The 13,491-nt window shown below is 70.5% G+C and carries 9 protein-coding genes; 3 read left to right on the top strand and 6 right to left on the bottom strand.

Going from position 1 to position 13,491, the window contains the following annotated elements:
* Positions 1-16: 16 nt before the first annotated feature.
* Both ACSRUE_RS27805 and pucL read right to left on the bottom strand, forming a co-directional pair.
* Positions 17-1,228 carry a PAS domain S-box protein gene (locus tag ACSRUE_RS27805; protein ID WP_441286239.1) on the bottom strand — a complete coding sequence of 404 codons (1,212 nt, stop codon included), beginning with the start codon at positions 1,226-1,228 and terminating at the stop codon, positions 17-19.
* A gap of 59 nt (positions 1,229-1,287) precedes the next feature.
* Positions 1,288-2,133 carry a factor-independent urate hydroxylase gene (pucL, locus tag ACSRUE_RS27800; protein WP_441286238.1) on the bottom strand — a complete coding sequence of 282 codons (846 nt, stop codon included), beginning with the start codon at positions 2,131-2,133 and terminating at the stop codon, positions 1,288-1,290.
* Positions 2,134-2,351: 218 nt separating this feature from the next.
* Here pucL and ACSRUE_RS27795 point away from each other — a divergent pair, with 218 nt between their 5' ends.
* From ACSRUE_RS27795 to ACSRUE_RS27785, 3 genes are all read left to right on the top strand, one after another.
* The gene (locus ACSRUE_RS27795) at positions 2,352-3,860 is read left to right on the top strand and encodes a cobalamin-dependent protein (RefSeq protein ID WP_441286237.1); all 1,509 of its coding nucleotides are present in this window, start codon (positions 2,352-2,354) and stop codon (positions 3,858-3,860) included.
* A 118-nt stretch (positions 3,861-3,978) separates the two neighbouring features.
* Positions 3,979-5,325: a sensor histidine kinase gene (locus tag ACSRUE_RS27790; RefSeq protein ID WP_441286236.1), complete on the top strand. Its 1,347-nt coding sequence runs from the start codon at positions 3,979-3,981 to the stop codon at positions 5,323-5,325.
* Positions 5,322-6,512, top strand: coding sequence for an ATP-binding protein (locus ACSRUE_RS27785; RefSeq protein WP_441286235.1), 1,191 nt, complete (start codon positions 5,322-5,324; stop codon positions 6,510-6,512). The genes ACSRUE_RS27790 and ACSRUE_RS27785 overlap by 4 nt, the downstream gene beginning before the upstream one ends.
* Before the next feature lie 34 nt (positions 6,513-6,546).
* Here ACSRUE_RS27785 and ACSRUE_RS27780 read toward each other — a convergent pair whose 3' ends face one another.
* The 4 genes from ACSRUE_RS27780 to ACSRUE_RS27765 form a co-directional block, all read right to left on the bottom strand.
* Positions 6,547-9,174, bottom strand: a complete 2,628-nt coding sequence (locus tag ACSRUE_RS27780) for a glycoside hydrolase family 15 protein (protein WP_441286234.1) — start codon at positions 9,172-9,174, stop codon at positions 6,547-6,549.
* 469 nt (positions 9,175-9,643) lie between these two features.
* A complete protein-coding gene (locus ACSRUE_RS27775) occupies positions 9,644-10,780 on the bottom strand; it encodes an ABC transporter permease (RefSeq protein ID WP_437767269.1) in 1,137 nt (378 codons plus the stop codon).
* A 54-nt stretch (positions 10,781-10,834) separates the two neighbouring features.
* Positions 10,835-12,361, bottom strand: a complete 1,527-nt coding sequence (locus ACSRUE_RS27770) for a sugar ABC transporter ATP-binding protein (RefSeq protein WP_441286233.1) — start codon at positions 12,359-12,361, stop codon at positions 10,835-10,837.
* A gap of 80 nt (positions 12,362-12,441) precedes the next feature.
* A complete protein-coding gene (locus tag ACSRUE_RS27765) occupies positions 12,442-13,464 on the bottom strand; it encodes a sugar-binding protein (RefSeq protein WP_441286232.1) in 1,023 nt (340 codons plus the stop codon).
* Positions 13,465-13,491 lie beyond the last annotated feature (27 nt).

Raw genomic sequence — 13,491 nt, 5'->3', positions numbered from 1 at the left:
GCCCTCGACGCTCCGATCAACGTGGCTCGGCCCGCCGCGCGCCGTCGGCCGCGGCGGCGTCGGCGCGGTTCATCCGCTGGATGCAGAGCTTGAGGCCGGCGCGGAGGTTGCCCATCGTGATGATCCCCGAGAGATCGACCCCGAGCGCGATCATCGTCTGCGCCACGTTCGAGCGGATACCCGTGATCACGCCCTCCGCGCCGAGGAGCCGTATCGCGCGGACCATCTCGATGAGGTAGCTCGCCGTCTTCGTGTCGACGGCGTCGACCCCGGTCAGATCGAGGATCGCGAAACGCGCCCCCTTGGTCGAGATCGCGTCGAGGAGGCTGTCCATCACCTCGGAGGTCCTCACGCTGTCGACGACGCCGACCATCGGGAGCGTCAGCACGCGATCCCAGACCTCGATGATGGGCGTCGACAGCGCGCGAATCACCTGCTGCTGGGCCTGGATCATGTCGAGCCTCGCCTGGAGCTCGACCTCCTTGCGCTTCACGTCCGTGATGTCGAACGTCACGGACACCGCGCCGTTCTGCGCGCCGCGCTCGTCGAAGATGGGGAGCAGCCAGGACCGCCAGGTGATGCCGTGGGCCTCGACCTGGTTGTCCACGACCTCTCCCGCAAACACGCGCCGCATCCCGTCCACGGCCTCCGGGTTGGACTCGTAGAGGTCGAAGACGTTCTTGCCGATGAGCGCCCCGGGCTCCACGCCCGAGTTCTCGAGCCCCTTGCCGTCATGATGGGTGAACACCCCATCGCGATCGTACTTGCACGCGGCTATCGGGACGTGATCGAGGATGGCGCGCAGGATGATCGAGTCGTCCCGCGACGCGTCCGCCAGGCGGCCGCGGTCGGTCACGTCCTGCCCGATGAAGAGCCTGCGCACCACCTGGCCGTCGGCGCCGCGCATCGGCTCGTGCACCCACGCACACGCGACGACCCGCCCGTCCTTCCGCCGGTGCTCGGCGGAGAGCGGCGCGCCGCCCTGCCCGTCGCAGAGGCGTCGCCAGAGGTCGGCGTCGGCGCTGCCCAGCGCCGTGTCCGCGAGGCGGCGGCCAATCACCTCTTCCCCGGTATAACCCAGCAGCCGCTCCGCCCCGGCGCTCCACGCGGCGATCTCGAGAGCCCCGACGTCGCCCGTGCACTCCACGGCGATGAACGGTCCGTTGAGGACCGCGTTCATGTAGCTCGTCGCGGTCTCGAGCTCGTCCGGGCCGGCCACCTGGTCCATGCGCCGCACTGTACCGGGCACCTCGTCGGAATGTCGAGAAAAACGGCCACGCCCGGCGATCAGCTCCCTCGTTTCATCGTGGCCTCGATGAGCCCGTGCGGCTCGTCGACCGGGACGAAGATCTCGTTGTCGTTGGTGAGCCCGAAGGGTGCGAGATCGACGAGCAGGCAGTGCTTGTTGGGGAGCGAGAGGCTCACCTCGTCGATGGCAGGACAGGCGGCGAGCACCGCCTCCCCCAGGTCATGAATGGTGTGCTGCACCGAGAGGCTGTGTCGCTCTGCGAACGTCTCGATCAGGGCGCGGCGGGCGCGCTCCCACGTCGCCGTCGGCGCCGGGTCGCGACCGGCCGCGCGCCAGCGAGCCACCATGAGCGTCGAGAGGATGCGGTCCCCGGTCTCCTTGAGCGTCGTGTACTCGTCGCGCGGGAAGCCCGAGAACGCCGAGCCGGCGGTCTTGAGGACGAGGAGATCCGCGATGCCGGACGTGATCTCGACCGCGCCGGGAGCCGCGGAGATCTCCGCGGTCCGCCGCTCCCCTGCCGCGCGGAGGAAGGCGTGAGGGTGCGGCGAGCCGCCCGCGTCGACGCGAGACCAGACGTTCTCCGCGATAGCGACCCTCGCCCGCCGGGCGTGCGGCTTGCCGAGGAAGTGTTCGGCGAGCAGGACGCCGAAGTCCTCGATCGGCTCGACCGGGTGGCCCTTGGCGAGCGCGTACACGGTGTTCTTCATCGTGTCCGTGGGCAGCACCTTGCTGTTGTCACCCGTCATGTAAGCGTCGTCGAACTCGCCCTCCAGCTGGACATCGACCTGGACGTCGGTGAGCTCGTGCCGCGCGCCCGCGCGGCGGACCTTCACGAGCCGCACCCTCGATTTGCCGTAGGCGTTCCGCACCAACGAGATTGACATCGTTCTTCAGCTCCCGCGCCGGGCGACGACGCTCTCTTGAGACGCGGGAGAGACGGTAGCTTGAAGCACGGCGCCGGCTCAAGCCTGACGGGTCCGCTCGCCCTCGACCCGCGGCGCCCGACGCCCCTCCGGCGGCGTCCGCCCGCCGGAGGGGCGTCGGGCGGGCCCGTGCGATATCGCGCGTGCGGCGACGATGGCGCGTCACCACAACTGCGGGCATGGTGACCACAGAGCGTGACAGGGCGGCCGATGAGCTCGTCGCTCGCCGTGAATCGTTGAGGGACGCCGCGCTCGCCCGCCTCGAGGCCGCGTCCGTCGCGCCGCGCGCCTTCGGAGCGCGCGGCGAGCGCGAGGCGCTCTCGCGCTGCCACGTGGACCTCGCGGCGCACATCGACGCCCTCGCGGCGGCGCTCCGCGCGGAGGGCGCCCGGCAGCTCTGCGAGTACTGCGCGTTCACGGCGGTGTTCCTCGAGGCGCTCGGGGTGCCCCGGCGCGCGCTCGGCGCCGCGCTCGACGCGCTGAGCGAGAGCATCGGCGAGCAGCTCGATCCGGCGCTCTCCTCGCTGGCGCAGGACGCGCTGGCCGCGGGCCGGGAGCGCCTCTGGGCCTCGCCCCTCGTGACGCCGGCCGCGCTGGCGGCCATCCCCGAGCCCCCGTGCGCCGCCGGCGAAGCCGGCTCGGCGGCGGAGGCCATCGAGCGCTCGGCGGCGCGCGTCGCGCCGATGAGCGTCGCGCTCAGCTTCATGCGGCGCCCGGCGGACGCGCTCGCCGCCGGCGCGAAGCGCGCCCTCTGCCTCGACGACGCCAGGCGCCACGTCGCGCAGCTCGCCGCGGCGCTCGACCACGGGTCGCCGGAGCTCTTCAGCGCCTATGCAGAGTGGGCACAGACGCGGCTGGTGCAGCACGGCCTCGACCCCGCCGAGCTCGTGGGCTACCTCCGCGCGCTCGGCGACGTCCTCGAGCTCACGCTGCCGGAGCGCCTCGCCGAGGCGCCGCGGCGGTACCTGGCGGCGGCGCTCGAGCGGCTCACCTCGATGCGCGCCGAAAATCCCAGCTTCGTCCGCCCGGAGGCGCCGCTCGGCGCCGTCGCGTGCAGCTACCTCGACGCGCTGCTCGAGCGGGACCGGAGGCGAGCGGTGCGGGTCATCCGGGAGGCGCTCGACGCTGGCGCGCCGGTCAGGGACATCTATGCTCACGTGCTGGAGCCGTGCCAGTACGAGGTGGGCCGGCGCTGGCAGCTCCGTCAGCTCAGCATCGCCGGCGAGCACTACTGCACGGCGGTCACGCAGATGATCCTCGGCCAGCTCTATCCGCTCGTCGTCAGCGCCGATCGCGCCGGCCGTCGCCTCGTGGCCACCGCCGTGGACGGGAACCTCCACGAGATCGGCGCGCGCTTCGTCGCCGATTTCTTCGAAATGGCGGGGTGGGACACCTTCTATCTCGGGGCCAGCACGCCCGCCGAGCACGTGATCCAGGAGGTCGTCCAGCGGAAGGCCGACGTCCTCGCGGTCTCGGCCGCGCTCAGCGATCAGCTGTCGAGCGTCCGCCAGGTGATCACCGCGGCACGCGGCGACGATCGGTGCAGGGGCGTCGTCGTCCTGGTCGGCGGCCAGCCGTTCCGCGTCGTCGAGGACCTCTGGAGGCAGCTCGGGGCCGACGGCTCGGCGCCGAGCGCAGAGCGGGCCGTCCGCACGGCGGAGCAGCTCCTCGCGGCGCGGCGCGCATGACGCCGCTCCGCGCCTTCGACCGCCGGCCCCGCGGGGTGCGTTTCGCACAGCGAGCTCCGCGCCGGCCCGCCAAAGACAGACCGCCTCCGCCGCGAGCGAGGGAGAGGCTCGGATTCCGATGACGCCGATGGAACCGCGCAGCACGCAAAGCGCAGGAGAAAACGAGGGCGCGCCGCTCGTGGCCCCCCCGCCTGGACACGAGCTCCGCGATCCGGTCGCAGAGCTCGCCGCCGCTTTCCTCATGGCCTCGACCGCGCTCGCGATCGGCGTGTTCGCGCCGGACGGCGCGCCGAGGCTCACCAACCACGGCATGCGCCGGCTGATCGGGGACGCGGGCGGGCCGGGTCGCGCCGAGGCTCGCCTCGTCAGCCCGAGCTTCGCGCAGCTCGCCGCGGCCGGGCGCGGCGCCGAGGAGCCGATCTACCGCGGCCTGCTGCACTTCGGGGATCTCCGGTCCGTCGCGCACAGCCTCCGGGGAGAGGTCTGGCGGCTCGGCCACGACCTGCTGCTCCTCGCCGAGTTCGACGTCATCGAGCTCGAGCGCGTCGTCGCCGAGGTGTCCGCGCTCAACTCGCGGATCACGAGCCTCCAGCGGCGGCTCGTGTCCGAGCAGAAGGAGCTCGAGCGGTCGCTCGAGCAGCTGCGCGCCACGCAATCGATGCTCGTCCACTCCGAGAAGATGAACGCGCTCGGCAAGCTCGCCGCCGGCGTGGCCCACGAGATCAACAACCCGCTCGCCTTCGTCCGCAGCAACGTGCACACCCTGGCAGAGTCGCTCGATCGGCTGTTCGCCGCTTACGAGGCGCTCGAGCGGGCCGCCGTCAGCGCAGGCTCGGACGACGTGAAGGGCCTCGCCGAGGCGCTCCGCGCCGAGGTCGAGCCCGACTTTCTGCGCGAGGATACGGGGGATCTCGTGAAAGGCACGCTGGGCGGCCTCGCGCGCGTGCAGAAGATCGTCGAGGACCTCAGGACCTTCACGCGGATCGACCGGGCGGAGGAGGAGCGCTGTGACCTGAAGGAGTGCCTGGAGAGCACCCTCGCGATCGCGGGCCCGGCGCTGAAGGACGGCGGCGTCCAGGTGACGGTCGAGTGGGCCGAGCTGCCGAAGCTGCGCTGCAAGCCGGCGGAGCTCAGCCAGGTGTTCCTGAACCTGCTCATCAACGCGGCCCAGGCGGTCGAGTGCCGGGGCCGGGGGAACGGTCGCATCGTGATCCGCGAGCGCGACGAAGCGCGCCGGGTCGTCCTGGAGTTCGAGGACAACGGCGCCGGTATAACCCCTGACGTCCTCGGCCGGATCTTCGATCCGTTCTTCACGACCAAGCCTGTCGGGCAGGGCACGGGGCTCGGCCTGACCATCTCGCACAAGATCGTCGTCGATCGGCACGGCGGCACGCTCACCGTCCGATCGACCCCCGGGGAGGGCAGCACCTTCACGATCACGCTGCCGAAGGAGCCCGGCCGATGACGCGCGCCTCCGGCGAGCGGCGCGCGCTGCTCATCGTCGACGACGAGCCCGAGACCTTGAAGGCGCTCCGCCGCGAGCTCCGGCGCGACTACGATGTCCTCATCGCGGAGAGCGCCGAGCAGGGCCACGCGATCTTGCGCGAGCGGCCCATTTCTGTCGTCCTCAGCGACCAGCGGATGCCTGGCACGACGGGCACGGAGTTCTACGCGAGGCTCAGGGCCGAATTCCCGGAGACCGTCCGCCTCCTCATGACCGCCTACGCGGACACGAGCGCCGCCATCCAGGCCATCAACGAGGGCGGCGTGTACCGGTTCATCTCCAAGCCATGGGATCCGCCGGAGCTCGCCGGCGTCGTGAGCGACGCGTTCGCGCAGCACGAGCGCATCAGCCGCTGCCAGCGGCTCCTCTCGAGCCTCAAGGCGAGCGCCGACGCGCTCCACCTCGAGAACCAGCACCTCGCCGAGGTGACCCAGAGGACCCATGAGCTCATGGGCGTCGCCGCGCACGATCTGCGCAATCCGATCGCGGCGATCCAGTGGTTCTCGAAGATGCAGCTGGCCGGCGCCGGCGTGGGGCCCGAGGACACGCGGCGCTACGCCGTGAAGATCCAGGACAACGCCGAGTTCGCGCTGCAGCTGCTCGAGGACCTGCTCGACATCACGACGCTGGAGCACGAAAACGGCGGGCTTCGCCTGCAGGAGGCCGACCTGCGAGGCATCCTCATGGCGGCGGTCTCCCTGAACGAGCACGGCGCCGGCCGGAAGGGGATCGCGGTGCACGTCGACGTGCCCGCGGATCTCCCGCTCGTCTGCTGCGACGCCGCGCGGATCGAGCAGGTCCTGAGCAACCTGCTCAGCAACGCGTTCAAGTTCTCTCATCCGGGCACGACGGTGACGGTGCGCGCGCGGAGGCTCGGTCAGGCGGTCGAGGTGATGATCGAGGATCAGGGCCTGGGCATTCGCCCGGACGAGATCAGCGGCCTGTTCCGCAAGTTCCGGAGGACGAGCACCCGGTCGACCGGCGGCGAGAAGAGCACGGGGCTCGGCCTGTCGATCTGCAAGAACCTCGTCGAGCGCCACGGCGGCACAATCCGCGTGGAGAGCGAGCTCGGCCGGGGAACGCGGGTGTTCTTCACGCTCCCGATGAAGGCTGGGCGCGCCTGCGCGCCCGAGCGCCCCACAGCGTAGGCTCGCTCGCGCGCCGCGCTTCGATGATGACCACTTACCAGCTCACGGTGTCGTTGAGCGTGAGCGCCCCGCCGGACGCGGGCGTGCTCATCGTGCGGTTGCCGCCGCCCGGGAGGGTCTCCCAGGTCACGGTGCCGTCGGCGTTCTTGCGATAGTACTTGTACTGGAGCGCGCTGCTGGCCGGCAGGTTGACGCGGTTCGTCCACACGGGGTAACCGCGCGGATCGACCGGGACGCCGAGATCGGTGTTCCAGCTGCCGAGCGCCGCGGTGTTGCCAGTGACGTACATGTGCTGGCCGACAACGGTGGTCGCGGTGACGTTGACAGCGACGCCGACCTCGCCGGACGCGGGCGGCACCACACACGCGTTGTAGCGGCCGCAGACCACCGAGGGGATATCGACGACCCTGCCCGCCCGGATCGACGCCACCAGGCTGATGTGCTCTCCCATCGCCCAGTTCAGGGGGCTCATCGACCGCGTCGGGGTGCCCGCCGCGACGTTCGCCGGCTTCTGGACGGACCAGCCGGTGACGTCCGTCGTCTCGCTCCACACCTGCTCCGGGATGAAGCCCTGCGGCGTCGAGAACGCCTTCACCGCGGTCAGGTAGGGGTTGCCGTCGGCGCCGACACCCGTGCTGGCGATCTTGAACATGCCGCGCTCGGCCGTGAAGATGGGCCACAGCCGGCCCCGGCCGCCGTTTCCGTCGAAGTTGCCGCCGTCGTTCTTCTCGCCGTATCCATCGTAGTTGTAGCGGAACCACGCGTCGCCCTTGCCGGCGATGGTCCGCTTCAGGATGGCGTCGTACTCGGGCAGCGTCGCGACGATCGAGGGATCGTCGGCCCGCTTCACCCCCATCCGCACGAGCTCGAGGAACCCGCCGTCGACGATGTACCGCTGGTCGTGCGTGCCGCCGCCGTTGCCGATCGTGAAGGTGACCGCCGCGTCCGGCCCGGACACCGGGTTGTACACCTGCGGCCCGCTGCCCGTGTTGCCCCGCGCAGAGGGGTTGATGCGGATGTAATACCGGCCGTCGCCGTGGTACCCTGTGGTCGTGAACGTCCAGCGGTCGACGCTCTGCTGCCAATAGTCGGCGGCGGCCATGTAGCGCGCCGCGCTGGTGGTGTCGCCGTTCGCGCGGGCGATCGTCGCGGCGCAGACGAGGCCCGCGATCTCCGCCGCGATGGTCGACGGCGAGTACCCGGCGTTCTCCTCCCAGCGCTCCTGCTGGGTCCATGGGCCGGTGTTGACGATGTAGTCGGCGGTCCTCTTGACCTTCTTCCACAGCGGGTTGTAGACGGAAGGTCCGAGCCGCCACGCGAGGAGGATCGGCATCGCCTGCTCATCCATCTGCGTGCCTTGCCAGTACTGCCAGCCGCTGACCCAGGCGTTCTGCGGGAAGCGGCCGACGCGGCTGTAGCCCTGCGGGCAGCCCGGCGCGTCGTACTCGGCGGCGCCGCAGTCGCTCGACTGCTGCAGGGTGTTGAACAGGTAGTTGACCACCGCGGTCCCGCTCGCGGTGTCGCCGGCCGTCACCAGCGCGCTGGCGAACTTGAACAGATCGCGCGGCCAGACCAGGTGGTAGCCGCCGCTATTGCCGTCGCCGTTGGTCTCGCCCCAGGGCGTGCCCATCCCCGCGATCATGGCGCCGTTCGACTTGTCCTGGATCGCCTTGAGCGACATCGCTGCGAGGTAATACTGGTCGTCGGCGGTGGCGCTCTGGCTGCTGAGCCCGGCCGCGTAGGTCTTCCACCCGTTGTCGTAGGTGGTTTGCAGCGTGCTCGGGTTGCCGCCGAGCGTCGCGTTCGCGGTGGAGGCCGCCTCGGCCTCGGTCGCGCCGAAGCCGAGCACGACGTCGAACGAGATGCTGGTGACGGCGCTCGCGCCGAGGTCGATCCAGCCCATCTGCGCCACATTGCCGCCGCTCGCCAGGTCGTTTCGCCAGGTCATGGTCCTGTCGACGTTCCCGCCGAGGAGGTCGGTCCAGCCGTCCGACTCGCCGACGAAGCCGCTCGACACCATCGGCGCGCCGCTCACCACCTTCCATGGGCGCGACGCCGCGAGCGCCGAGGCGCGGCTGTTCTCCGAGGCGACGAGCAGCGTGCGCCCCCCTGCCTCCACGGTCCTCGACGTGTCGCCGGCCCCGGAGTTGTCCATCGCCGGGTTGTGGAGCAGGTAGAGGTTGAACTGGGTGACGTTCCTGCCGCCCAGGGCGTCGAACCGGACGCGCTGGATCAACGCGTGGCGCCCCGGATCGGTGAAGACGGTCTTGGTGATCCGCCAGTTGTGGGCGCTGTTCGTCGTCGTCGCCTGCCAGCGCATGGACCGCTTGTCCGGCTGGGTCACGGTGAAGCTCTGCTGCTTCTCCTCGTCGACGAAGGTCTTCGCCGTGTCCCCCACCAGGAACTGCAGATCGACGGTGTTCGCTGTGTCGAGCACCGGATAGAACACCTCGGACACGATGCCGCGATGACCGGTGAAGTAGACCCGCGACGCCGCGGTCGTCGAGGTGCCGAGGAAGGACTTCTCCGCAGGTCCCCACACAGAGGGTACCCCGACCCCCTTGGCGGCAATGCCGGCGCCGAGCGCCTTCAGGGCCTCTGCCTTCGACGGTGCCCTGTCGGCGGCGCCGAACGGGAACGGGACCGCGGACTCCCCGGCCATCGGCTCCTCTGCATCCGTGTCGAGCGCGCAGCCCGCGAGCCCGAGTGTCAGGCAAACGATTGCAGTGTCACAAGAAATGTGCTTCAGCATCACGCCATTCCCCTTCCATCGGGTGGCCGTCGCGTGAAGACCGCTCCACGGCTACCGTAAGCTAGCGACTTAGTTGATGTTTTTACGTGGTGCGTGCGGATCGCGGCCCGGGCCCCCTGCGCTCACGTCGCTCCGGCTCCGCGTGGGACGCCAGCAATGGTGTAGCGTAGCACGCGATCTTCGCGCGCTTGCGCGCACCTGCGCGCCGCCATGCCGAGCTCCTGGCAAGGACAGCGACGCTGCGCTCTATGCGCCGTGTCGACGCGGATCCACGAGCACCGAAACCATCACGCGGTGGGGCGATCGACGCGAACAGCGCAGCTCCCGTCGCGGGCTCGACGGAGCGCGGCGTCGGCCTCGCCGTTGCGAGCTCATCAGCTCACGCGCCAACCACCTTGCGCCTCGCCGCCGCGTAGCGCCTGACCACCTCGTCCGCGATGACGCCGATCAGGATGACGGCGCCGATGACCGCGAACTCGATCTGGGTCGGGACGCCCAGCATGTTGATGGCGTTGCGCAGCACCTGCATGAGGGCGGTGCCCAGGATGACGCCCAGCACCGCGCCCTCGCCGCCGCGCAGGCTGAAGCCGCCCAGCACGGCCGCGGCGATCGCGTACAGCTCGTAGAAATTGCCGAAATCGACCGGCTGGGCCGAGTTGACCTCCAGCGCGAACAGCATGCCCCCGAAGCAGGCGAGCACCGAGCAGAGGACATACGCGAGGATCGTCATCCTGTCGGTGTCGACCCCGCTGTAGCGGGCCGCCTGCTCGTTGCGGCCCAGCGCCATCAGATAGCGGCCGTAGACGGTGCGGTTCAGGAAGATCGACGCCGCCACCGCGATCGCGAGGAACAAGAGGAACGGCATCGGAATGTCGATCCACGTGATCGGCGCGAGCCGCGTCTTCACGCCGGTGAACGGGTGCACCGCGTAGGGGCTGAAGCGCCCCTCGGAGATCCACGAGAGGAACGGCACGGGGACCGAGAGCGGGCTGCCGACCGACAGGTAGCGCAGCGACTCGAACCCGACGCCGAACCCCTGCGTCTGATCGCCGGAGATCCCGCGCGCGGTGCCCCGGTAGAGCAGGAGCCCGCAGAGCGTGACCACGAACGGCTGGAGCCGGAGCTTCGTGATGAGCAGCCCGTGCGCGAGCCCGATGCAGAGGGAGATGCCGAGCAGCACGGGCACCGCCAGCGAGGCCGGCCAGTGCTGCACCGAGAGGAGCCACGGCAGCATGCAGCCGGCGAGCGCCACGACCGAGCCGATCGACAGATCGATGCCGCCCGTGATGATCACGAAGCCCGCCCCGATGCTGAGGATGCCGAACAGCGCCGTCCTCCGGATCAGGTTCTCGAGGTTCTCCGCGAGGAGGAACCTCCCGTTCATGAGCGCGGTGCCGAGCGACACCGCGAGGAGGAGCCAGAAGACGCCGAGCACCTTCCGCCGCGTGGTGGGCACGAGCAGCGCAGCCGGCGCGGCGCCGCGCGCCCCGAGGTCATGTGTCGTCGTCACAGACATGCTCTCTGGCCTCGATGTTAGTAGTCACGCCGCGTCACGCCGCGTCACGCCGCGTCACGCCGCGGCGTCGCTGCCGGTCGCGAGCTGCATGATCGCCTCCTCGCGCAGCTCGGCGCGGCCGAGCTCGCCGGCGATGCGCCCCTCGTGCATCACCAGCGCACGGTCGGACATGCCTATCACCTCTTCCATGTCGCTGGAGACGAAGAGGGTGGCCATGCCGCTCGCTGCCAGTCGCTCCATCAGCTGGTATATCTCGTGCTTTGCGCCGACGTCAATGCCGCGGGTCGGCTCGTCCAGGAGCAGCACGCGCGGCGACATCGAGAGCCACTTTGCGATGACGACCTTCTGCTGGTTGCCGCCGGACAGGTGCTGCGCCGGCTGCACGTCGCTCGGCGTCCGCACGCCGAGCTCCCGGATCATCTGCGCCGACATCCGGCGCTCGCCCGCGCGGTCGAGGACGCCGTAGCGCTGCGCCGTGCCGAGGCTCGGGAGGCTCACGTTCGCCCGGATCGCCATCTCCAGGATGATGCCCTGTTGCTGGCGGTCCTCCGGGACCAGGCCTATCCCGGCGGCGATGGCGTCTCGCGGGGCGCGCGGCGAGATCGCCCGCCCGGCCACGCGGACGGCGCCTCCGGCCGCCGGCGTGACGCCGAACAGCGTCCGGAGCAGCGACGTGCGCCCCGCGCCGAGGAGCCCGGCCACCCCGACGATCTCCCCGGCGCGCACCGTGAAGGAGAGCGCTCGCTCGGGATGCCTCGGCGTCCGGAGGCCGGAGACCTCGAGCACCGGCTCGCCGGGCGGGTTCGGGACGTGCGGATAGAACTGCGATACATCGCGGCCCACCATCAGCCTCACGATGCGCTCGTGGCTCATTTCCTCGCCGCGCGAGAGCTCGCCCGCGTTCTCGCCGTCGCGCAGCACGAGCACGCGATCGCAGAGCGCCCTCACCTCGCCGAGGCGGTGAGAGATGTACACGACGCTGATCCCGCCCGCGCGGAGCTCCCTCACCACCTGGAAGAGCGCCTCCGCCTCGTGCGGGCACAGGCACGACGTGGGCTCATCCATGATGAGCACCCGCGCGTTGGCCGAGAGCGCCTTCGCGATCTCGACCAGGTGCCGCTGCCCGAGCGAGAGGCCGCCGACGAGCGCGCGCGGCGAGCACGCGAGGCCGACCCGCGCCATGATCGCCCGCGCCTCCCGCTCCATCCTGCCCTCGTCGATGAAGCCGCCCCGCCGCGGCTCCCGGCCGAGATAGATGTTGGCCGCGACATCGAGGTTGTCCGCCAGGTTGAGCTCCTGGTGGATGAGCGCGATCCCGCGGGAGAGCGCCTCCCTGACGGAGCCGAGCGCGACAGGGCGCCCGTCGAAGAGCATCTCGCCGGCGTCGGGCGCCTCGACGCCGGCGAGGATCTTCATGAGGGTGCTCTTGCCAGCGCCGTTCTCGCCGACGATGCCGAGCACCTCGCCTCGGCCGAGCGCGAGGTTCACGCCGCCGAGCGCGAGCACGCCGGGGAAGCGCTTGGTCAGGCCGCGCGCCTCGAGCAGCGGCGTCGCGTCCGGTTCAGGCGAGGAGGCTGTCATTCGCGTCGGCGCGTCGGCGCGTCGAGCGTCGCCGGCCCGGGGCGCGCGCCGCGCGGGCGCCGCGCTGCCCGACGCCGGGCTCACTGTTGCTTGCCCGCCTTCTGCTTCAGATCGGCCCAGAACTCGTCCAGGTTGCTCTTGCGGATCTGCCGGGCCGGCAGGGAGATGAACTTGTCCTGAGGCACGACGGAGCTATCCCCCCGCACGAGCGCCGCGAGCACGCGCACCGACTCCTTGCCGTACATGTACGGATTCTGCACCACCGTGCCGACCACCTCGCCGTCCTGGATCGCGCGCAGCGTCGCGTCCTGCTCGTCGAAGCCGACGACCTGGATCGAGCTCATCTTCCCCGCCTGCTTCACCGCCTCGAGCAGGGCCGGCGTGTGGTACGCGTTCAGGCCGATCAGGCCCACGAGGTCCGGGTGCGCCGACATCATGTCTTCGGCGTTGCTCTTCGCCTTGGCGGCGTCGATCTGGTCGGTCAGGGTCGCGACGATGGTGTATTTCGCCCCCTTCAGCTCCTGGTTGAGCGGGTCGTTCCCGGCGCTGTTGTCCTGGCGATCGAGCAGCTCGTCGAGCACGCCTTGACGGCGCTTGCGGGCGTTGTCGCCCTCGAGCCGCCCGACCAGGATGGCCACCTTGCCGCCGCCGGGGATCGCCTCCTTCACGAGCTGCCCCGCCATCCGGCCAGCGACGTAGTTGTCGATGCCGATGTACACGATGCGATCGCTCTTCGGAGCGTCCGAGTCCTGCGTGATGAGCTTCGTCTTCGCGGCCGCCTTGTTGAGCAGCGGGACCTGGTTCTCCGCGTCGATCGGGCTGATCGCGATGCCGTCGACGCCGCGGATCAGGAGATCCTCGACCCGGTGCAGCTGGTCGTTCACGTCGCTCGGCATCACGACGCTCACCTCGACGTTATGCTCCTTCGCGCCGTCGATGACGCCCTTCTCGGCGATGGTCCAGAACGGGGCGACGCCGTTCGTGATGTAGGCGAGCTTCGGCTTGCCCCCCGCCGCCGGCGCGCCGCCGTTGTCGCAGCCCAGGGTCGTGAGCCCCGCCGCCACGCAGACCCCGACGATGAACCGACCGATGCTCTTCAACATGCGCTCTCCCCTCCGCCCGTCCACCCG

It is taken from the genome of Sorangium sp. KYC3313, assembly GCF_052075895.1.
In the GTDB taxonomy this organism is placed as follows: Bacteria; Myxococcota_A; Polyangia; order Polyangiales; family Polyangiaceae; genus Sorangium; species Sorangium cellulosum_B.
The sequence above is the reverse complement of the archived record's forward strand: the minus strand, read 5'-3'. Positions and strand labels throughout refer to the sequence as shown.